At 38.9% G+C, this 21,404-nt stretch carries 17 protein-coding genes, 1 tRNA gene and 1 pseudogene; 9 read left to right on the top strand and 10 right to left on the bottom strand.

From position 1 onward, the window contains the following. Window positions 1-515: 515 nt before the first annotated feature. Window positions 516-1,715 carry a hypothetical protein gene (locus tag BCU68_RS04465; RefSeq protein ID WP_231904321.1) on the bottom strand — a complete coding sequence of 400 codons (1,200 nt, stop codon included), beginning with the start codon at window positions 1,713-1,715 and terminating at the stop codon, window positions 516-518. Between the two features lie 147 nt (window positions 1,716-1,862). Between BCU68_RS04465 and BCU68_RS04470 the strand changes: the two genes are divergently transcribed. Further along, on the top strand, window positions 1,863-3,089 hold the full coding sequence (locus BCU68_RS04470) for a ParB/RepB/Spo0J family partition protein (RefSeq protein WP_102563603.1): 1,227 nt from the start codon (window positions 1,863-1,865) through the stop codon (window positions 3,087-3,089). Between the two features lie 1,392 nt (window positions 3,090-4,481). Here BCU68_RS04470 and BCU68_RS04480 read toward each other — a convergent pair. Continuing rightward, window positions 4,482-5,504: a calcium/sodium antiporter gene (locus BCU68_RS04480; RefSeq protein WP_241901269.1), complete on the bottom strand. Its 1,023-nt coding sequence runs from the start codon at window positions 5,502-5,504 to the stop codon at window positions 4,482-4,484. Window positions 5,505-5,947: 443 nt separating this feature from the next. Between BCU68_RS04480 and BCU68_RS04485 the strand changes: the two genes are divergently transcribed. The 3 genes from BCU68_RS04485 (at window position 5,948) to BCU68_RS04495 (ending at window position 9,917) form a co-directional block, all read left to right on the top strand. After that, complete coding sequence (locus tag BCU68_RS04485) at window positions 5,948-7,705, top strand: hypothetical protein (protein WP_102563605.1); 1,758 nt, start codon at window positions 5,948-5,950, stop codon at window positions 7,703-7,705. 294 nt (window positions 7,706-7,999) lie between these two features. Continuing rightward, window positions 8,000-8,434 (top strand): DUF2846 domain-containing protein, encoded by a 435-nt coding sequence (locus BCU68_RS04490; protein WP_102563606.1) that lies wholly within the window; start codon window positions 8,000-8,002, stop codon window positions 8,432-8,434. A 283-nt stretch (window positions 8,435-8,717) separates the two neighbouring features. Then, window positions 8,718-9,917 (top strand): hypothetical protein, encoded by a 1,200-nt coding sequence (locus BCU68_RS04495; protein ID WP_102563607.1) that lies wholly within the window; start codon window positions 8,718-8,720, stop codon window positions 9,915-9,917. Between the two features lie 422 nt (window positions 9,918-10,339). On the opposite strand, the gene BCU68_RS04500 is transcribed toward BCU68_RS04495, so the two are convergent. Genes BCU68_RS04500 through BCU68_RS04510 form a run of 3 tightly spaced genes read right to left on the bottom strand, consistent with a single transcriptional unit; the run spans window position 10,340 to window position 13,171 of the window. Next, entirely contained in the window at window positions 10,340-11,032 is a 693-nt protein-coding gene (locus tag BCU68_RS04500) for a hypothetical protein (protein WP_102563608.1), read from the bottom strand. Further along, window positions 10,992-12,110, bottom strand: a complete 1,119-nt coding sequence (locus BCU68_RS04505) for a hypothetical protein (RefSeq protein WP_102563609.1) — start codon at window positions 12,108-12,110, stop codon at window positions 10,992-10,994. The genes BCU68_RS04500 and BCU68_RS04505 overlap by 41 nt, the downstream gene beginning before the upstream one ends. Beyond that, window positions 12,110-13,171, bottom strand: a complete 1,062-nt coding sequence (locus BCU68_RS04510) for a hypothetical protein (protein ID WP_133126125.1) — start codon at window positions 13,169-13,171, stop codon at window positions 12,110-12,112. The genes BCU68_RS04505 and BCU68_RS04510 overlap by 1 nt, the downstream gene beginning before the upstream one ends. Before the next feature lie 654 nt (window positions 13,172-13,825). Here BCU68_RS04510 and BCU68_RS04515 point away from each other — a divergent pair. The 5 genes from BCU68_RS04515 (at window position 13,826) to BCU68_RS04530 (ending at window position 16,643) form a co-directional block, all read left to right on the top strand. Beyond that, a complete protein-coding gene (locus BCU68_RS04515) occupies window positions 13,826-14,563 on the top strand; it encodes a hypothetical protein (RefSeq protein ID WP_102563611.1) in 738 nt (245 codons plus the stop codon). 207 nt (window positions 14,564-14,770) lie between these two features. Further along, on the top strand, window positions 14,771-15,022 hold the full coding sequence (locus BCU68_RS04520; protein ID WP_016797332.1) for a hypothetical protein: 252 nt from the start codon (window positions 14,771-14,773) through the stop codon (window positions 15,020-15,022). 359 nt (window positions 15,023-15,381) lie between these two features. Then, window positions 15,382-15,600, top strand: a complete 219-nt coding sequence (locus BCU68_RS16860; protein ID WP_133126126.1) for a hypothetical protein — start codon at window positions 15,382-15,384, stop codon at window positions 15,598-15,600. After that, a complete protein-coding gene (locus BCU68_RS04525; RefSeq protein ID WP_102563612.1) occupies window positions 15,600-16,043 on the top strand; it encodes a DnaJ domain-containing protein in 444 nt (147 codons plus the stop codon). Before BCU68_RS16860 ends, BCU68_RS04525 begins: the two co-directional genes overlap by 1 nt. Window positions 16,044-16,268: 225 nt before the next feature. Continuing rightward, complete coding sequence (locus BCU68_RS04530; RefSeq protein WP_102563613.1) at window positions 16,269-16,643, top strand: hypothetical protein; 375 nt, start codon at window positions 16,269-16,271, stop codon at window positions 16,641-16,643. A gap of 68 nt (window positions 16,644-16,711) precedes the next feature. Here BCU68_RS04530 and BCU68_RS17125 read toward each other — a convergent pair. The 5 genes and pseudogenes from BCU68_RS17125 to BCU68_RS04565 all read right to left on the bottom strand — a co-directional run. After that, window positions 16,712-16,831, bottom strand: a pseudogene (locus BCU68_RS17125) (ISAs1 family transposase); the annotation flags it as partial. A gap of 32 nt (window positions 16,832-16,863) precedes the next feature. Then, entirely contained in the window at window positions 16,864-18,393 is a 1,530-nt protein-coding gene (locus BCU68_RS04540; protein WP_102563614.1) for an IS66 family transposase, read from the bottom strand. Window positions 18,394-18,452: 59 nt separating this feature from the next. Continuing rightward, the gene (gene tnpB, locus BCU68_RS04545; RefSeq protein WP_017062948.1) at window positions 18,453-18,806 is read right to left on the bottom strand and encodes an IS66 family insertion sequence element accessory protein TnpB; all 354 of its coding nucleotides are present in this window, start codon (window positions 18,804-18,806) and stop codon (window positions 18,453-18,455) included. Continuing rightward, a complete protein-coding gene (locus BCU68_RS04550; protein ID WP_017068715.1) occupies window positions 18,803-19,120 on the bottom strand; it encodes a hypothetical protein in 318 nt (105 codons plus the stop codon). Before BCU68_RS04550 ends, tnpB begins: the two co-directional genes overlap by 4 nt. A gap of 2,099 nt (window positions 19,121-21,219) precedes the next feature. Beyond that, window positions 21,220-21,310, bottom strand: a tRNA-Ser gene (locus BCU68_RS04565). Window positions 21,311-21,404: the final 94 nt, after the last annotated feature.

A 21,404-nucleotide genomic window follows, 5' to 3' on the forward strand; every position in this document is an offset into this window, starting at 1 on the left:
AAAGTCAGCACAAGCAATAGTTTCACCCTGCATAAATCGATTCTTGGAGATCTCTGCGCGAGCAACAAAGGGAGTCATTGTCATTAAAGGTTATCGTTTGTTTACGATGAAACATAGAGATAGAGACAGTATAGATGTGATCTGTATCTTGATGAGGAAGTGAAAGAAAAGGAGGGGATGCTAGCCATTAGAATTCGCATACTTAGCATAAACGACAGACGAAAAAAAACCGCTAATTGCTTAGCGGTTTCTTTAAATGGTGGTGGGGAGATTGGGACGAATGTGGGAACTTAGAAGTTATTGATTACATTTGATTTTTAACATTTGAAATTGTTGTTATCATCAGCCTTAACCTAAAATAGTGCCTCTGTGGAAGATTTAGACTAGTACAATGGAAGTTGTACTCAAGCTTTTCACAAGGCCCAATTTTCTAATAAATATCGTTAACCTAAACTACGAAACAATAATGACAAATGTTAATAATAAATTACATTCAACTATTAATAACCTTCCCTTTACTTATCCATATCTTTAATAACCTGAACAAAATATTCAAATAATCCAACTCGAAATAGCCTAGTTGAACTTGCCGCATTCTTATAAATTAGTCCCTTAGAATCCAATTCCATCACTGCGCAATCATCCCAATGGGTGGCGTTTTTTTTGTAGTCAAGAGAGCCCAATGCTTTTCCAGCTGCTTTCAGATCGCTCAACGAAGCACCTTCATTTACCAACTGATGGATAGTTAATCCTAGTGCTTGCCAGACTTGAGGCGATAGGTGATACCCTGAACGACTAGTGATAAACACTTCGTTTAAGGACTCGAGCCACGCTTTCAAAAAGGCAACTATCTTACCTAAATAGCCATCAGATAATACAGACGTGAGACTTCTCGAATCTGGCAACGTAATGTCTTTCGACATCTTGCTGTACTCTTGTGTACCTAAACCTGCGACCGCACCAACGATCAACTTAAACAGAACGTATTGAGTGGTGATGTAATGTTCCGAAACTTTTACATGCTTAGAGTCAAAATTAGCACCGCCATATGATTCAATGGCTGTTTCTTGTATCAGTTGATCTATAAAAAGTTTTAATGGGAAAGGCTCTTCTGGTAACAAATCTTTTCCATCACTCAGGTGTGGGAGATTAAGTGATGAATCAAAAAGGTTACTTTGTTTGAATAACTCGACGGCATCCGTGGGATTTAGGCCTTGCTTAGCATCAAACACAATACGAATTTCAACATCCTCCATAGCTAAACGCTGTCTCAATTCACTCTTTTGATTAGCCTCTTTAACGCTCAGCCTTGAACTAAACAGAAATGTTTTTAGCCCTAATATTTTGCAGATAGCTACCAAACCCAAAACATTACCAACAACGTATGTATTGGAGGCATCGTAACTTAAAGCTGATACCTGATGAGAAGACTCAGAAAGGACTGGCTTACCGACAACAACAAACGTAAGGGACAACGGTGCGCTGATTGTTCGGTCTATCACTACCTTTTGCAGTTCAGTCCGTATTTTCTCAACCCGCTGAGCATTTTTAGGATTAACAGCGGCATCAACAATCCACCTCAATTCTGGTAACAATCTATCCGTTGTGAAGTATGTACCGACTTCTACCATTGGCATAGTAGCTATCAAAGTTTGCTGTGATCGCCCTTGAGACGTAACTAACATACCACTAATTTTTTTTTCTAAAAGTTTCAATTCTTTACATCCAATAACTTAACAAACCAACTCAAATGTTGAAAATTAAACTTGATCCGACAAGCATGTCGGATCAATACTAATAGTGTAAGTGCAGAGTCGCGAGCTCTTCTGATAGTAATAATGCCACAATTGAGAGGTTGTAACATGAAAGATAAAAAAATTAATAATAGCAATGACATTTTGGATGAAAATTTAGAAACATCTATCGTTGACGGCTTGTTTAACCGATACGACGAAAAAAAGAAAAATAGCTATTTAGGCAGTTCAAAAGAACTGCTAAAAACTGCAAAGATTCTATCAACTCAACAGGTTGAAGGTATTTTTAAATCAAGAGCTCGATACTATGCAGGGTTAAGAGCTGTTCAAACGACGTTGAAGTGTTTGGTCATTTATATAAGCCCTCAGCTCGCACGTGATATGTTGAAGTATTCTCGTCGTGGTGTGGTTAACTCAAATAACACCAATAGAAAGCTAAGCAGAAGTAGAATAAATATGTATGCAGACTCCTTGAGGAAGGGTAAATGGTGCCTTACTGGAGAACCCATTCTAATCTCATTTGAAGGCGAGATCCTCAATGGGCATCATCGCCTAGAAGCCTCCGTCGCATCGAATGTGGGTTTTATTACAGCAGTTATTTATGATGTAACTGACGATTTATCATTTGCAAATATCGATGTAGGTAATTTGCGTTCTCGGTCTCAAGTTTTGGAAATGGCGGGGGTTAAGGTGAATGCTCAGGTACTATCTCGTGTAGCTATGTTATCAAAAGCGTTTGGCATGACCACTAACCCATTTGCATTCCGTGGTACTCAAGGTACCTCATTTCAACCCTCTGAAATACTGTCTTATGTAGAGGAGAATGAAGAACTTGCCTTGTCTGTCGATTTTGTATCTCAGATAGTGAAGCGACACAAACTAGAGAGCCAAGTTTCTGAAGCGATTTATGCTTTCGCACATTACTTGATTAAACAAAAACTAAAAGACTTCTCACTGAATGAGGAACTCCCCTTATCTCCAGAGACATATCTCACTCGAATCATTTCTTCAATAGGGCTAGCGTCTGAAGATGATATTGAATATCAAGTGCGTAATTACCTACAGTCTTTAGTCCATGAGTCAACAAGTTACTCATTACTTTGCAAACTTTCAGCAATTTTTAAAGGTTGGAATATGCATCTAAATATCCCAGTTTCAGGTAACAAGGTGAGTGTGCGTCGGGTTGCTACATATCGAAGAGATGGGGATGGAAATAAAATCCCAATGCCGTCCGCTGGGAATATCAATGAGGCGTTTACTATTCCGTGTATTGAAAAAGGACCTGTACCAAAGCGAATATTGAAACAAGCGAACGTACAAAATTGGGATAAGTAGAAATTGGTTAATGTAAACTTGTTAGTGCCTGAATTGAAAGAGTTCATACTTAATGATAGTACCCCTTTCAAGGTGGTTGATCCCATTAGCTTACTCCCAAAAACGCAGCTTGCCCTGAATGAATTTATGAGAGGTAAAACGGCTCCACATCTTTATTACATCTATTCCCATGACTATTCGTCTTTCCGATATTTAGTTATTTCAGGAAAAATAATTATCAAGTGAATCAAGTTAAGGGGACAATCTACAACTGACGCGGAAGGTTTTAAATAGTTAGCTAAGTTCCAAGATTCGATACTTACTTTCGATTACTGTAACGAAAACTACAGCACAATATGTCCTGAATTTGGCGCATCATATTATTGGTAGCGTCAAAGGGGGTTAAATATTTTCCATTTGTTGGGATGTAAGGTGTCCCTTGATTTGTAATTATCACAGATAAGACAAACATACCTAGCTCATCACGGTAACAAGGGATTCATATTTAAAAATATTTAATGAAACGTGCTGGACTTGCTGTGAAAAATGAGTTGAAGTCTTAAAAAAGGTGGCTGGAAGTTTTTCAAGGATAAGTCATCTCCCCCTCCCAAGGAGCTATCTAAACTTATATGGTAATTAATTGCAACGGAGGCATCATCTTTGATGATTCTTATTTCTTCGGTATCGACCTAGTCAAAAAAACACTCCTGTCTTTATGCTTTATGCTTTAGACAAAAATAGTAAGGTTATACATCATAAGTAGGTTACTCGCTGTAACCTACTTATTCAAAAAGCAAGTATACCTTTCATATGTATAAGAGCTGAAGTGTGTGGTGGTACAAGAACACTGAATAAACTAGGCCACTACATATGCGATTCGTCGATAAGCAAGCCAAGAACCATCATCACTAGTCAAGTTGATGCTTGATAAATAGGGGAATCCATGTAGGCGTGAACAACGCAATCATTTAAACCAACGCATAGTACAAATGTCACATGTTGCGAATCCACCTCAAACAGTTTTTAGATTTTCACTTCTACAGGGTATTGTTGTCTAATTGTCTTAATTAAATCTCCTAAACCTACATGATCTGCACCAGATAGACTGGACACCAAGTTAAGCGTCTTTCCATACTTGTAGTTATTCATTACTTTCTAATTTAGCAAAATCACTGACTCAGAAATGCCCCATTCTCACTTAGAGTAATTGCTCTTCGTTAAGCGAGTCTGCTGAGATTATCCAAAATTTTCTAATGTTAGAAACGGATAAACACTCTGGGTATTGAACCTAAACATGTTGGCAGAAATAGTAAGATTATCTCCCAACAGCATTAACTGTTGGGGAGGATATAAAGGTGAATGTTGTCTTTCGGATGTTAGTTAACAGAATTCGAAACTATGTTCTTCGAGGTCCTAAAATGCCGAATTAGCTACTTTTGTTAGGTAAGCTATAAATATCATTAATGGCAAAGTACCTCCCCAACGATGAAGAGTGTAAGTGGCTTGTTTGTTACTCGATGATTGTGATTTAAGCAAGGGAACAGCAAGCATTACACCTAATACCCCTGTTAAAATAATCATGTAAGGAATATCTCGGCTTACGACTTGCTCTGGAATGATCAACTCTTGACCTACTATCGAAGGTATAGCGATTACTCCCAATAAATTGAAAATATTCGAGCCTATTACAGTGGCAAATACAATGTCGTACATTCCTCTGCGCACTCCAGCAATCGCAGCCGCCAGTTCGGGTAAGCTTGTCCCAAATGCAATTATAGTCAATCCAATGGTAAGCTCGCTCAAACCAGCTAGTTGAGCCAAGTTAACCGCTCCCCAGACCATTAACCGCGATGAGGTTAACAGCAGTAACAACATCACTAAACTTTCCCACCCGGCTCGTTTTTTAGTTAATGGCAAGAACTCGAGATCATCTTCAGAAACCTCACCTTGTCTTACGGACTTAGCTAAATAGAAACAGTATACGGCTAGAAAAATCACCAATAATAGACCGTCTGTAATATTTAGCTTTCCTGTGGACATCAGTGCGCTACAGATCAGCATTGATCCTGCCAATATCGGAAACTCTTTTTTGATAAAGCGCTTGTTAGCTTGGATGGGAGCCATTAACACAGCAATGGAAAGCACAAGACCAATATTAATAATATTAGAACCAATACCATTGCCTACAGCCAACTCTCCTGCATTATTTAAAGCAGCAACGGCAGATACGAGTAATTCGGGGGCCGATGTTCCAAACGCAACAACAGTCATACCTATAAAAATCAATGATATGTTGCAATGCTTGGCATAGGTTGCAGATGCAGAAATAAGCCGATCTGCACTGAATGCCACTAAAACTAAGCCGATTGATAACGCTAACGATGGGAGTAAAAAAACAGTCATAGAATAAGTATTCAGAGGGCTTATAACAAACACGAACAACCCCACACTTAGCCCTCGCATAAAGTGTGTAAGTTGTTCGAGTCTCGCTGGGTAGGTACTAAAAACTACTGGTTGCACCATGACGTCTAGTCAAATATGTTGACACAACCTTTTGCAATGCTAGCAAAGCAAAATAGCTACTCCCTCAAACTGGTGAAGACTATAAACGCATAGAGCTAGAAAAGCAATTTGCAGTACGTAGACTAATCCGTAATTTGCTAATTTAGCAAAACCGTTGACACACTTTTGTCCAGAGACGTGCTTGACCTCTCCGGTGATAGCACTCATTGGGACAAAAGCGCCTTAGGAAAATTACATTTTCCATTGAATTTGCATTTATTCAAACCATACAAAGTACGCCTTTTCGAAAATAAGGGAAAAGAGCCAAGGGGGATGGTATAAAATCTCCTGAAGATATAAAGAGAGCTAGGAACAGCATGGATAATTTTCAAAACCTTATTGATTACAGCACCGTCGATGACCTGAAATTTCGTATCAAGTCATTACCCTTTTCTTGTGCTATCCCCAGTCGCAAAGCAGAAGTTGCAAGTGTACTCTTTAATGCATTGATGACCCCAGACAACCTACAGTCAATTTGGAACCACCTCTCAGAGGTTCAGAAGCTTGCTTTGCAAGAGGCCGTTCATAATCAAGCAGGTTATATGGACGGTTTCGTATTCTGGTCAAAATATCAAAAAGAACCACCTAGTACAGAAGACTGGTCGTTGTATCGAAGTCGAGATAAAGAGAACGGTGACAAAGCTTTATCTCCGTTCTTTTATCCTGATCGCCGTTACGGATCTTCACGCAGAATACCTAATGACCTATTAGCTTTTTTGAAACCTCATGTTCCATTGCCACCACATTTCTCTGTGCCAACGGCAATTGTCGATGGTGACGAAGTTGAAACGTCAGAAACACCACAATACACGGAAGCCGAGCTTAACGTTCTTCTTAACACTATTAAGGTTAAGAAGTTAAAAGTCAGTCCGAAAACTGGGCTGCCTTCTAAAGCATTGCTCAACCAACTGTGCAACAAACTCAATGAACCATACCAAAAGGCAACATCACTTGATGACGAATCAGCGAAAAGTATAAAGGCTTTTGGTTGGATTCAAATTCTAAGGGCCGCTCTATGGTTCAAAGAGACAAATGGCGAATTGCAAATCAACCTAAAAAAAGCCGCTCTTCAACAACGACATTGTGACGTCATTAAGCAGCTTTTCTTGGACTGGAAAGATCGAAGCAAATTTGACGAGTTCTCACGTATCAATCAGATTAAAGGGCAAAAAGGAAAAGGTCAGAAATATTTTACCAATGTTCTGAGCCGCAGGGATGCTTGTATAGAAACATTGCGATCTTGCCCACCTGAAGAATGGGTCTCTTTTGATGACTATATGAGATTAATGGCGGTTGAGGGGCAATTCTTTAATATTACGTTTGAGCCCTATAGCTTGTATATTGGTGATTCGACGTATGGCCGCATTCATGACGGTACTTTTCTTACTAATGCTTACTCTCGCTGTTTAATTATGGAGTATTTCGCGACTCTAGGGATCGTCGACATAGCTTACGTAACGCCGGAGAGCGCTCAAGATCATTACTATGACCGTTGGGGGCAATATGACCTAGATTATTTATCCATTTATGATGGTTTAAAATATATCAGGCTTACAAAGCTCGGAGCCTATGTACTTGGAGTGGTTGATACCTACATCGATGTATCCGAATCAACGAAAACATCGATCGCATTATTGCCGAGGAATCGTGTTCAGTTTATGCAGCCACCCACTACAAGTGAGCGAGTATTTCTTACTAATTATGCGGATGAAGTTACCGACCAAGTCTGGCAGCTATGCACAAGCAAGATACTCTCACACCTCGAAAATGGTGGTGACTTAGAAGAAATACAATCTTTCCTATCAGAAAGAGATGAACAACCTTATTTCCCGACTCAAATTGAGCACCTCTTCAAAACGTTGGAGAGCAATAAGAATGCAGTACGATTAGAGGGGCGTTTTTTACTTTTGAAATGCGACACCGAGTCGATAGCAAAGAACATAGCGTCAGCACCTAAATTACAGAAATTGTGCCAACGCGTAGGAAAAGACCAGTTAATTATCCCAGAGGGCAAAGAATCGTTGTTTAGACAATTAGTTCATGAACTTGCCTATGCTATGCCCATACAGTCATAGTTTTCAATGTAAGGACAAAGTTTTTTGCCCTGTAAGCGATCATTTTAGAGGTTAATTACTCAATTTCATTCACACCTGATGTTGAAGAATTAGCAGTGGATTTCTTTTTTCGTTGAAATAGTGTTGGTTCGTCTTTCGCTTCGGGACAAAAGCGCCTTAATGTAATTCTCTATTCCTGCCTCCAGCATTATGTTCAGGGGGGGTGTTTTAGGCTCTAAATTTTCCTCATATCATATTGATAAGTAATCATATTTAAAATATCCTGTATTTTTACATATGCAACAGAGAATAATAATGAGAAAAATATTAGCAGTTGGTTTAATTTTAATGACTCTAGGCGGCTGTGCAACAGTGCCAATGGCTTCTAATGAAGACGATGCAAAAGCTAAAGAGTTTGTAACACCACCAGATGGCAAATCTGGTTTATATATATTCAGAGACTCATTTGTAGGTAAAGCGCTTAAAAAGACGATTCGTGTCGATGAGCAAGTTATTGGTGAATCAGCTCCAGACGTATATTTTTACAAGATTCTTGATGCTGGTAAGCATGTAATATCTACTGAATCAGAATTTAGCCCAAATGATCTTATAATCAAGACGGAACCGAAAAAAAACTATTTTGTTGAAAACTATATCAAAATTGGAGTTTTTGTGGGCGGAGCGGCATTAGAAGAAGTTAGCGAGTCAGAAGGTATGACTCGGGTGAGTAAACTTAAGTTAGCGAAATAATCAGAAATTAATGCAAACAGTACGTGCAGTGCCAATGCAGTTCTGTTTGCTTTTCTACATTATCCAATTTCGGTTCACTCAGGGACAAAAGCGCCTTGGAGTAGTCCCCTGAATTGACTTTATTTTAGATGAGTTAACTCCTATCTGGCCCTACTTTATCAATCCAATAAACCTAACCAACCCATACTAATTTTGTAATTATTACGCATCATTTACGCTTTTAGTGTAATGGTCTTGACCGTATAGTGATTAGGCAATCCCAACCGGAAAAATGGAGAGTCTAATGCAAGTGCAAGACGAGAAACATACTAAAGTGGTCACAAAGCTCTATGTTGAGCACGCCTGTAACTTTATATCGACCAATCAGTTAGCAGAACTCTTAAGTGTGGATCCTCCGCGCGTCTCGGAGATGAAAAGTGGACGTCGTAGACTGAGCATCGCAGAAGGTGAAATCATCCAAGCCGAGTTCGGGTTGCCTGAAACAAGTGAAGGTATTTATGTGGAAGCTGAGCTGCTCGGAAATGATTGGAAAGAGATCTTTTTGAAAAATGGAGAAACAATTCTATGTCGTAATATTTCACAGTACGCGAATTCTTCTGAGTTCATGGTTTTTTTGTTGGACAGCTTTTATATAGATTGTCGAATTATTGAAGGGTACGAGCACGATCTTTTCCAATATTCGAACGATGAGCGAAAAGGCCGTGAGCAGAAGAATAAACGAATGGAGAAAGAAAAGAAGCTCGAATTGATTAATCAGCTTATGACAAATTCAAAATTTCATGGATGGTACGAAGATATTCTACAATCTAGAACTCCATGTTCTAAAAATGAAAAGCCGTTGGATAGAGAAGAAAGTCGTAAGTTGTCTGATATCACCCACGGTATTGAGGAGGGTTTTTTCATAAATCAGGATGAGATGCTTCCCAGAATCCATTTCATAGTAGGAACCTACAAACTAATTCAACAACTAGCTACAAATGACGCTTCAGGGCTTGGTGATACGATTGTTTTTGGTAAGTCCATAGCGTCATTAGTACCGAATAGCCCTGTTGCTGAATATGTCATCAATGGGAGAGTCGTTTGGCACTCCGGCACTGTTGATTATGACGGACTAATTGACGTTAAAAATTTGTTTGAGCCTCTGATGCAACATGAAAACCTTTGTTTCCCATCAGGAAGAGCGTCCCCCCGTAAAGTCGGTCGCTTAAAGCTAACGCAGGAAAACCTCAATTATTTCCACTTTTCGATTATTTATACCGAAAAGCATGACTACTACTTAAAAGTGTTTCTACTCACAGAATCATCACCTGATAGTGGAGATAGAACCCTTTTAATCAAAATCCAAGATCGTAGAAACTTGTTTGGCGAGCTTGAGAGTATCTTTGAAGTTTTGCGTCCGAGATGGAGCATAGAGAACTCTGCTATCAAAGCTGAATTGGCGAAAAATGGGGCATATATACCGTCGGCCATTTATCTGAACTGATCGGGGCGAACCGCCTTATATTGCGCTCAGATTTACGGATTATTACTGCAAAGATAGTCGCTCAAAAAACAAGGCTCTGGTATCCAAATGACTTTTCCAAAGTATTATGGGTACCAGTATTTCTGAATGCAAAGCACTATCTGTAATAGTTCGGCTCTATATGGGACAAGAGCGCCTTAGTGCTATTGGTCTAAAACATTTCTGCCCCTAAATGCGTTAGATTAATTACTCTACACAGTTCAAGGAGCTTGCGCTTTCCCTACCAAAAATTATCTGAACTCACAAACCTCCAAGCTATGCACATAGAGCAATCTAATCCACTCTCATTTGCGCTGACTTTTATCACTCGCCGTAGAGAAAGCGTTAGACTACAAACGATAGTTCTCGTCTCCGAAATGGGAGACGAGAGCCTACATAAAAATTTACATGTTTATAGCTATTTTTAACAGCTCATCATTCAAAACACTAAGGAGTTTTTTAGAGTGAGAAATGGTTCCTGTTTTTCTCAACTCTAAACTTACCTCCTCACCATTAAACCTAAAATGGCAATTTATTTTATCGATAATAAAACTACTATTGTTATATTTTTTCTTAAAGTCTAACAATGCATTTTGGCTTGAGGTGATTTCAATCTTTGCTCTAGACTTTGGCGTAATAGTTATTCCTGAAAAAACAGCCTTCTTAATTTTAAATTGTTTAAATTCATCTCTATATTTAATGGATTCCAGAAAATCTAAAATATTAATAGAGATTAAACTCAGTGATAAATCAGACTGAATAACCTTCTCTAAATTATAAAATAAATCCAAAGTAGATCGTGGTGAGTTTTCAAGATGTATTAGATACTTACCATCATCAATTATTGATACAGAGAGGTTTATAATCTTATATCTAACTGTCTCAGATGTAACATCTTCACCATAAGCATTTAGAAAGCTATCTATATGTATGAACTTTTCAGAATATCTAACTGAGATACTTGATTCACGAATGCTAACCAAGTCAAATCCAAAAGAGTCTGATTGTTCATATGTGTAAGCTCTGATCTTATCCGAAATGTCCGAAATAGAGAGCTTAGTTCTTAACTGATACCACTTGCTTCGCTGTATTGTCATTTTCATCACCTTCAGTAGCACATAGCTTCTCAATAGCACTCCATGCTGATTTGTTAATGAGTTTATTTAGCTGCTCTTCTTCAATCAGTGATATAGGTGTCCTATTAACATTATGACCTGAAACGTCCCCAACTATACCCTCATCCTTTCTCTTATATGAGCCTTTTACAATGAAGGAGAAGTCTTTACATTCCTCAGCATCGCTAAACTGAGCCTCGAAGACATACAAATCAGATGAATCTTTATTTTCCTTCACTGCTTTCCAGATAACCCTCCAAGTATAGAAGCCTTGCTCATGCAAGTTTTTCAGTTCGTCTGATAAGTTAACACCAGTGCCTTTCAAAGATGCACTCGTAATATGAACCTCATTTTTTTGTCCTGAGGTAATCTTTTTACTAGGGTTAAATACGTAAGTATCCGTTACATCTTTACAAGTAAAACCTTCAACTCCTTTTGTTAGATAATCAAAAAATTGACATCTATCTTCGGGTTTTTCAAAAGCAGACAATTCTATTTCATCTTTTTGTAATAACTTATCTTTACTTTCCAGTACGTCAATTAATTCATCACTAATGTCAGATAATTTTTTATTTTGTGGATGTTGAATATCTAAGCCACTATCAGTTTCTTCAATTGTTAAGACAGCATCTCTAACACTGACTTGTTGAAAGTCATTCTTCGACAAATTTAGAACTTGATAAGTTATAGCCAGCTCAATTTTCTTTCCTTCTTTTTTAACCTTATGCTCTACAGTTGCTCCTTGTTCTACGATGTTCTCTTTGATTTTTTTTATAGAGCTTTCAACATCAGATACTTTTAAGGACGTATCTAACGTATATGAGGTTAACTTTTCTTTTCTATTGTTAACGCCTAAAATTGAAGATAAGCTGTCGTAGTCATGGTAACTATGAAAGAACGAAGAAAACTCTTTTGCCAACTCATCTTTATCAGTTTTCTTTGAAACAATAACGCCCCTAGAAAAGAACATATTCAGTATTTCTTCTTTTGTTATTTTATGCTGATTAATAGCATCAAATACAGCTTTATCTGTTGCTGCATGCAGCGATGATTGAACCATTATCGATCCCACCCAATATCATTTGTACTAAAGATATCTTTAGTTTGTTCCACGATTTCTAACTCGATTGATTTCAAAACCTCAGCTTTAAACTCATCACCGCCGAGACTATGGGAATATATTTCAACTGCTGTCTGAAAGCTACTTCTTATATCACTAAAAGGTTGTTTATGAGCAACTCGAATTCTAATTTTATTTTCCTTCGTTCTTAGAATCTGAAGGTTAGATAACATATCAAATAGGTAAATAAATTCTAAATATGTACTCCCTGTCTGATTGTAATAAATAACATAGCCTTTACCATATCGAACAATGGGAGCACTAGTTCTCTCACACCATTTAACAATATCATCATGCTTAATGATCATATAAGGCCCTGAGATGAGTTCAATTGTAGCTGGGTGGTTTTGTGTATCCCCTTTTAGCTTATGCAGTAGAAGATCTGGATAATAAAAAGAATAGCTTTTTTCTGGAAACGATCCTTCTCTATGTAGCTTATCCATATCTGAAATTATGGTTCTCATGTACTGAATCAGCAAAGGCTCTATTACATGTAACTGCTGCCCTTCTCTTAGAGGAACATTACCAATATTTATTCCACCAGTTAACTTTCCTTCTTTTCCTATTTTAGGTTTAAAAAGGTCAAGAAAATTATTTTGGTACTCACCATCATGGTTATAAACGAAAAGAAGCCCACGAATTTCGTAGTTTTTAGAACTCAAGGCGTAACGTTTTCGCCATTCTTCACTACCATCAGCACAATCTATAGTTCGAGCCATTGACCAAATAGCATCTCGCAGAGCTGAAGAGGTTATTGACCCTTTTTTATAGCTTTTAAGGTCAGTGTTAAAAATCACCTCACGTCCTTTGTAAGGATCTTTATATTTAAAAATTGTATCTACAGGGTGAGTTTTCTTGTCTTTGGAGCTGCTTGAATGCTCCTTTCCTTTGTGACAAGTGAAGTTCAAATCTTTGATCGGCACATGCTCCCACTTGAACCATTTAAATATGTCTTCTGATATCTTTTCAGCCATCTTTGCGATGTTTGAGGTTTCGGCCATTGTACGTGTCCAGCTCCAAGCAGTGGAATTTATAAGGTGTATATTGTATATCAGCATCATGCATATTTCATTTGCGCATATCAAATTTTTCATTCGTACTTCATACCCCAACAAAAACCTAGGAACATAACAGTCAGATCGGGAGTCTTTGATACATGGGGTTATAAGTTGCTAGCATGTTTGTGGGTAAGGGGTAGTAGGGGGATGGCATGATTTATAAAAACTACCGCAAAAAGTCACAATGGCCGATAGGGTGCAGATGAAAGGTTTTGTCCAATTCCGTTAACGTCAGTCACAACAGAATGCGGTGGCTGAGTGCGTTTTGTGATATCAAAAGTTATTCGAAGGGTAGATTCTGTCGGGCAAGCCCAACTTGGTTCTGTCCAAAGACGTGCTGACGCCGATCTCGGCAAACACGTCTTTGCCCCAAAGCTTCTCAGACCAAATGAGTGGACGATCTAGCCATTACATCAAAAGACCAAGTTAATCTAATCCGTACTTTAGTCTCATATACGGAGTTTTTCCGTAATTCACCCCTGTAAATATACACAAGTTCACACAACAGATTGATAACATTTGAGTTTCATAACAAATAGCAGCAACATAGACGGAAAAAGTCCGTCTATAAAGCGTTATGCGATTCAAGGGGGAACCATGGAATACGAAAGACCTAGAAAGAGAAATCCACTAGGAATTACAATTGAACAGCATTTTCATACAGCGCATTCAATAGGTAAATTTTATAACCATACCGACAATGTTGAAGTATTTGAGAAGTCAACTTCTCTAACCTTCCCTCGGAACAAGCGAGCGAAAATATTTTGTACTAAGCGCAATTGGGATGAGCGTGCTGAGCGTGGTTACATGGTAGATATTGAGCATGGTTATCATGAGCAAATCGATAACCTTGGTATTTCAAAAGAAAGAAACCACCATGCAATATCTAAATATTTTGTCTTATGGCGTTTACGTCATCAGGCTCATCTAAATCGTTTGTCAAACGCAAAACTTAGTGGTGTGCCCGGCCTTCGTTTAACTAAGGAGCAACAGGAAATCATTGAGGTTAAGCGTGCAGGATTTGTGAATTCAGAGGGTGAAATTCCAGCGAGACAATTGACGGGGCATCTAATCCAATCTGGAATCGACCAACACATGCTCGACTTTAAAGATGTAAAGTGGGGCTTGCTCCAAGCAAGCAAAGGTCAATTCTTATGTGCGGACAGCTATCATGATCTTTTTTTAATGCCTATCTCTCCTAAGTTTACGTTTGCAGCTAATACTCCAGACAGTTTCCTTAATTACTCTGATGTTGCAGCAGTAAATAAGCAAAGTATCGAAAGTGCAAAAGAGTTTTACTTTGCTAGATCTCTGAAAAAGTGTCCAATCGCATAACAAGCGTTTAAGGTTTCAAGGACTTTTTCTAATCTGAACGAAACGGTTTAGAGCAGTACACCTAAAACGTTTTTGTCCAGAGACGTTTCAGCTACTGTTGTAACTAGCCTTTGCCCCATTTCATTTCAGGACAACCCCCTTACGCTATAACGAATAACTCAGTATGCTATAAATAATCTAATCTCATTTTGAATGGAAAGGCGTACTATGAGCAAAAAACGGTTGTCTGAAAAAGAACTGCTGGAGGGGATGACACCCCATACTGCGCATAGTGATGATCTAGCCGAGGTAACATTGGATGAGTTAGGCCTTGAAATCTCTGAAAGTGATTACAAGGCCGCGTTGAAGCGAATTGAATCACTGTTTGATGTGGCCGAACCTAGCACTCCTGAAGGTGAAGAGCTAGAAAGGCTAGCGGCAATGGTTGAAGAGTATGAGGAAAAGCACTTCCCCATTTAATAACTGCAACGCACTTCTGTCCAGAACCTTCATGGTCGGCACTTCATAACACAAAAGTGCCCCATTTCCAGTTAGTAAGATTAATCAGCAACGGGTTACGCTGCTGGGTTTGCAATACGTGAAGTTATGGCAGACACCAGAACGGCGCTGCACGGAAACTCCCATTCTCTTCCATTCTTTAACATATCGAACCCAGAACCATGCTTGCATACTCATGCAAGCTTACAGGAAGCTATAAGAAGAAAGTGGACAATAGTGCCTGTCTCAATAAGACTGTAAATCTTGAACCTGTAACTGATTAATTGATTTGACATAAAAGTACCTATAGAGAATACTGCCAATTTTAGTAGGGCTATAATATGAGAAAAGTTGTTCGAATTGCCATTAAGGCTATTTTAATTTGGTGTTGCATGATGGTTGGTGGAATGGTTAATATTTTTGTCAAAGCAGGGGCTTTAGGTGCTTTACCTTCCACGATCATGTATGCAGGTGTTGGTGCTGCTATCTTTGCTATCTATAAGTACAAAGGTAAGTCTGACAAAGAATCGACTGAGCTAGCTCTTAATAAAGAAAGCTAATGCATAATTATTACGAGGTACTCGGTGTTAAGCATGATGCATCTATAAAAGAGCTCAAAAAGGCATACAAAAAAGAAGCTTTCAAGTGGCATCCTGATAAGAACCGATCTAGTGAAGCGCATGAGAAAATGCGCATAATCAATGAAGCTCGTTTGATACTTACAGATAGTGATGCTAGAGCTAGGTATGACAAAGAGTACGAGCGTTACCAAGCATTCAAATCTCACTCTAGTTCTACTGCTGAAAGCACTTATACATTCAATGATGAGATCCTGTTCAATTGGATAAAAAATGCTAAGGAACAAGCTAAAGATTTAGCTAAAGCATCAATTGATGATCTTGTTGGCATGTCTTCTGCTGGAATGTCGGCATTTTACAATAAGGTCAAGTACCCAATGATATTTTGGCTACTATTCTTAGCTATCATGAGCCTAACTATATGAATAATTGCCGAATTCAACTTCGAAGCACGACCTTCTCTAAAATCAAACGATCCCCCGTGTCATATATGGAATCCACGTTTTACACAATGAAATGGTCGGCAGAGCAGAAGTTTTCAGTCGTGCTTGAAAAATGCCTGATCTTTTTATTTCGTCGTAATTTAGCAGATAACATGTTGGCGATACGTTTTATTGGCTTAATTAAAAGTAAGTAAAGGAATGTTAAAGGTGAGACCGTTAAAAATTGCAATATCCACTTTATTTCTATCTCTAATGACCTTCGGAGTTGCTGCTAAAGCTGAAGTATGGACACAAGAAACAACCCAGCAGTTTGAGCAAATGATTATTAAACAAATAGGTGCAGCAGCTACAGTGATGGTAACTTTTGAAAAGGGTATTATCAAAGAAACAACCACTATGTACTTAAAAGAAGGAGACCAATTTTCTTATTACGATTATAAGCAATTAAAGGAAAAATTTAGTAGTAACTGTAAAAAATTAATGCCAATTCTTAATAACTACAAAAATGTAGTTGGTTATCAGTACCACGCAATCGTAATAGCTAATGGTAACTCTCACCACACTAAGCACCTATGCCAATGAGTTATACAAGGGATGAAGCAAGTAAATTATTTTGGATGTAACGAACTACAGCAGAACTCAGGGCAAGATTACGAAGCCCCTTGCCCTGCAAGGACTTGCGAAAGGTAAGCGTTATTGCGGTTCGCTTTTTTCTGCTTTCTTTTGATCCCTGCTTTGAAGCTGATTTCTTCCGTCAGCAGATTTAAAGCGTATCCGCCCCATGAACCCACGGGGCGACTTGTCAGTGTTTGAAGTTCCAAGGTAGGAGTGCGTCGATATCAGGCTCTGCTTTCGCGAGCTCTTTCATGCACTTGACCATATAGTCGTAGAGGATAAGACCGTTGGCTTTCGCGGTCTCGATGATGCTGTAAAGCATCGCGCTCGCCTCAGCAACATTTGGTGTGTTAGAGAACAGCCAATTTTTTCTGCCAATGACCAGTGGTTTAATTGCGCGTTCAGCGCGATTATTATCGATAGATAAGTGACCATCGTCGATATAACGAATGAGCTTTGGCCATTGCCCGAGCGTGTACTTTATCGCTTTACCTAGTGGGCTAGAGCCTATCACCTTCTGGGTTGTCATCCATTGGTAAAGCTCATCCAGTATCGGCTTGGCATACGCTTGACGCTCTGCTTTTCGCTCTTCGGCAGGCGCACCTTTTAAGCGTGATTCTATCCCGTAGAGTTTTTGGATTTTAGCCAGCGCCTTATCAGCCTTGCCTGATTTACCTTTCCCTTGAAGCTTCTTCGCATCCATGAACTTGCGACGAGCATGCGCTAAGCACCCTACCTTGGTGACGTGATGCAGACCATCATAAGCCGCGTAGCCATCGGTTTGTAGATAACCGTTGTAGTCACCTAAAAAGTCCACGGGACACGCCCTCGCGCGACTGTTTTGATAGTTGTACAAGGCAATATTTTTCACATTCGGCAGTGCCGATTCGGGTGAGTCAGCGCCTGAGCAGTAGAGCCACATATAACACTTCTTCTCTTCTTTGAGCACATTGAGCGGCGTTTCATCCGCTTGAACCACCACTTGTTGAAGTAGGTGCTCTTTCAAGGCGGCATACAGCGGGGCGAACTTCTCACTGACTTGGATGACCCACCTAGCCATGGTGGTACGTGATAGCTCGATACCCGACTGGTTAAACAGCGATTCTTGACGATAAAGTGGCATCGCGTATTGGTATTTTCCAAGAATGATGTTGGTCAGCAAACTTTCTGTGGCGAAGCTTTTAGGGATGAGGCTCTGAGGGGATGGCTTCTGAACGATTCGGCTGCTGTCGCCTGTTTTCTCGCACTGGCGGCAAGCGTACTTAGGACGAACATATTCCAACACTTTGAGTACCGCTGGCGTGAACTCTAGCTTCTCGCTGCGGTCTTCCCCGATTTTATGCAGGCTATGATTGCAGCAAGCGCACTGCTTTTCATGGTCGTCTACATCAAGTTCGATAACCTCACGAGGCAAGGTCTTAGGCAGAGGTTTACGTTTACCGCGCTTTTTCGTTGTGGTCGTGGTTGTCACCTCAACCTCGTCTTCTTTAACGGCTTCACATTCCGCTTCGTTGAAGAGGTCACCTTGTGATTCATCGTAAGGCTTTAATGCCTCCGAGCGTTTCGCGAACTGACGGTCGAAGGCGAGTTTGAGTTGTTCAAGCAGCGATTGGCGCTCTTGTTTCCACTCATTTTTCTCCGACATCAGAGCAGCTACCATCGCTTGTAGCTCGGCAACATCTTGGCTTTCTGGGTCGATATTTGGCGTCTTTTTCATAGCATTGATTATACTAAAATCGTGCCGTTAACGCTTGGAGAATAAGGCTTTATTCTCGATTAACTCATTGTAAAATCGTTTATTTTGATGGGTTCGTGGCCGATAATTGTGAAGCCTGAAAGCAGTCTGTCAAGCTCAAATTGAGTGAGGGTAAACACCTGATTTTTCTCTTTTGAAGGCCACTTATACTTGGCTTTTTCAAGGCGTTTATACCAGAGGGCGAAGCCTGTTTTATCCCAGTACAACACTTTAATCTTATCGCGCTGTTTATTGGTAAACAGGAACAGCGCACCGCTGCCAAGAGGCAAGTCAGTATCATTTTCGATAATCGCTGCAAGGCCGTTGATGGACTTTCTAAAATCGACGCTTTCACGATAAAGGTAAATGTCTGAAGCGCTGAGCATACCTTTCATGACAACGCTCCAATGAGTTCAGCAAGATAGGTGGCTGGCGTGCCTTGAGGAATGCTCAGCTCCACATCATTGATGAGAAGTGTCATGTTCGCCGTAGCTATCTGGGCCTGATACTTGGTTGTCTTTTCAACGATTTCGGCTTTAACAAATCCGACAGATTCCGATTGGCTTGCTGTTTGGAGTTGACGCCGTTTGGCAAAGAACGTGGATAAACTCAGCCCATGCTCTTCACAAAAAGCGCGTTGGGTAACACTGCTGCTTTCATATTGCTCAAACAGTGATTGCCATTCTAGGTTGGTACGTCGTTTTGCCATTTCAACTCTCCTTTGGGTTGGAGAGTTGATCTTATTCTTCGTGCTGAAGGATTAGAATTCGGTGTTCATGGCACGCTTACTCTTATTAGAATAAATACCTATAAAAGACTCAGGTTTAGATCCTATTGATATATGCATCATGTTTTTTTATTCAAATATTCTTGTCTTTTTTTAAATTATTTAGTGATAATGCCACAACGTTATTTAAATAAAAAACCTAAGCTATTGAATTAGTATTTATTATATTTTACTCGTGGCATTATCAATACATGGGAACTTATGTGCTCATAGTGTTTAAGGTACACGATTATTAATTGACAAGATAAGGTGTTAGTGTATTAATTTAATTAGTTCTATGTTTCGTGTTGATATGGTGAAATTATGGTAATTAAAGATAAGGTAGGAAAAATATATTTCGAAGTGTTCACATCGAAAATAAAAGTCATACCTACAGAGGCTGTATACAAACTATTTGAAGAGCTTAATATTAATAACGTAAAGAAGAAAAATAATAAGGACTTAACATGAAGGTTGCAGCTTATATTAGAGTTTCTAGTCAATCCCAAGTAACAGACGGTGATTCACTTGATGGCCAACGCTTATCTATTAAGTCATGGGCTAAAGATAAAGGGCATGAAGTCGTCAAATGGTATGTTGATGAAGGAGTAAGTGCTTATAGCGGTGTCGTTCGCAAACAATTCACAAATCTTCTTCAGGATATAAAAAACGAACAGATAACGATAGGTGCAGTAGTAGTATATTCACTATCCAGATTCAGTAGAACACTTCTTGGGCAGCAGCAAGGAGTAAAACAACTGAAAGACAAAAATATCAGCTTATTATCTACTTCTGAAGCATTACCAGATGACCCTGATTCAAATGCACTCATGCTAGCATTTGTTGGTTTGATCGATGAACAGAATAGTCGACAAACAGCTAGAACTGTCCGTCATCGCTTAGCTGATACTGCAAGGAAAGGTTTCTTTACTGGCGGACCTGTCCCTTTTGGTTACAAGTCAATAAGTGTCGAAGGTTCCACGACTACAAAAAAGAAAAAGCTAGCTATTGAACCTGATGAAGCGAAGATTGTAGAAGATATTTTTAATTTATCTCTTAAAGGGGTAAATGGAAAACCATATGGAGTTAAAAATATCGCATCTCATTTAAATGAAAAGTGTATCTCAAAGCGGGGAAGGAAATGGACAACTCAAGCTATTAGTAAAATGTTAAACAACCGAGCATATTATGGAGAGTTCATATTCAACTCTAAGTCTGGTAAGTTAGGTGAGATCCAAGAAATCATCGTCAGAATTCCTGAAATAATTAATAAGGAGTTATTTGATTTGGTAAAGAAAGGGTTGCAAACAAGAGAGTTAAGCAATCGAACATCTAAATCTTACCAATCTAAAAGCCTTTTAACAGGTATATTAAAATGTGGATGTTGCAATTCAAACTTGGTTATTATTTCCGGTAAGAGCGGTAAATATAAATATTATGCTTGTCATAATAAGATAAACAAGAGCACTAGCTTGTGTCGTTCAAGTTATATTCCAAAAGATAACCTTGAAAGTAAGGTTATTGATATATTATCAAGTAAAATACTAACAAAGAAATCTATCTTAACGTGTAAAGATAAGCTAAATAAAATATCAAGAAAAAGAATCGAAGATAATGGTCATTCAATGTCTTCGTTAAATAAAAAGAAACATCAGTTAGAGGTAGGTGTTAAAGAGTTCTTAGACAAGATAATGGATGGGGATTTATCTAATTCTGGAATTTTAAATAACTATATAAATGAAAAGCAGTCTGAAATAGAGAGTATTAAATCACAAATAACAAAACTGAGAAAATATCAGGAAATTCCTGTGTTGAAATTTAGCGACAATACAATCGATAGATTCGTCGATAGATTAAAAGAGCTCATCAACACAGGTGATAGAGAAGTAGTCAAGCAACTTCTATTAGCCACAATAGATAAAGTAGTGGTGTATAGCGAAGAAAAAAAGCTCCAGATGAGCGCACCTATACTTGGGGTAGTACAGTTAGTAACAAAAACAAAAGGGGGAACTGATTTCTCAGTTCCCCCTTTCGTATCGATGTGGTGGAGGGATAGGGATTTGAACCCTAGAACCGCTATTAACGGTTGCCGGTTTTCAAGACCGGTGCTTTCGACCACTCAGCCATCCCTCCACAGTTTTTCCTAAATAAAGTCTTATTTAAGTGCTTTATCTAGTTTTGTTCTCACTTTATAAAAGTGAAAATAAATTTGAGCCTGGCGATGTCC

Source organism: Vibrio sp. 10N.286.49.B3 (assembly GCF_002873395.1).
In the GTDB taxonomy this organism is placed as follows: domain Bacteria; phylum Pseudomonadota; class Gammaproteobacteria; order Enterobacterales; family Vibrionaceae; genus Vibrio.

What these genes read in the sequence shown, in the direction of transcription:
- BCU68_RS04470 (WP_102563603.1), top strand. Translation starts at nt 1,863, where the DNA reads ATGAAAGATAAAAAAATTAATAATAGCAATGACATTTTGGATGAAAAT.
- BCU68_RS04485 (WP_102563605.1), top strand. Translation starts at nt 5,948, where the DNA reads ATGGATAATTTTCAAAACCTTATTGATTACAGCACCGTCGATGACCTG.
- BCU68_RS04490 (WP_102563606.1), top strand. Translation starts at nt 8,000, where the DNA reads ATGAGAAAAATATTAGCAGTTGGTTTAATTTTAATGACTCTAGGCGGC.
- BCU68_RS04495 (WP_102563607.1), top strand. Translation starts at nt 8,718, where the DNA reads ATGCAAGTGCAAGACGAGAAACATACTAAAGTGGTCACAAAGCTCTAT.
- BCU68_RS04500 (WP_102563608.1), bottom strand. Translation starts at nt 11,032, where the DNA reads ATGACAATACAGCGAAGCAAGTGGTATCAGTTAAGAACTAAGCTCTCT.
- BCU68_RS04505 (WP_102563609.1), bottom strand. Translation starts at nt 12,110, where the DNA reads ATGGTTCAATCATCGCTGCATGCAGCAACAGATAAAGCTGTATTTGAT.
- BCU68_RS04510 (WP_133126125.1), bottom strand. Translation starts at nt 13,171, where the DNA reads ATGGCCGAAACCTCAAACATCGCAAAGATGGCTGAAAAGATATCAGAA.
- BCU68_RS04515 (WP_102563611.1), top strand. Translation starts at nt 13,826, where the DNA reads ATGGAATACGAAAGACCTAGAAAGAGAAATCCACTAGGAATTACAATT.
- BCU68_RS04520 (WP_016797332.1), top strand. Translation starts at nt 14,771, where the DNA reads ATGAGCAAAAAACGGTTGTCTGAAAAAGAACTGCTGGAGGGGATGACA.
- BCU68_RS16860 (WP_133126126.1), top strand. Translation starts at nt 15,382, where the DNA reads ATGAGAAAAGTTGTTCGAATTGCCATTAAGGCTATTTTAATTTGGTGT.
- BCU68_RS04525 (WP_102563612.1), top strand. Translation starts at nt 15,600, where the DNA reads ATGCATAATTATTACGAGGTACTCGGTGTTAAGCATGATGCATCTATA.
- BCU68_RS04540 (WP_102563614.1), bottom strand. Translation starts at nt 18,393, where the DNA reads ATGAAAAAGACGCCAAATATCGACCCAGAAAGCCAAGATGTTGCCGAG.
- tnpB (WP_017062948.1), bottom strand. Translation starts at nt 18,806, where the DNA reads ATGAAAGGTATGCTCAGCGCTTCAGACATTTACCTTTATCGTGAAAGC.
- BCU68_RS04550 (WP_017068715.1), bottom strand. Translation starts at nt 19,120, where the DNA reads ATGGCAAAACGACGTACCAACCTAGAATGGCAATCACTGTTTGAGCAA.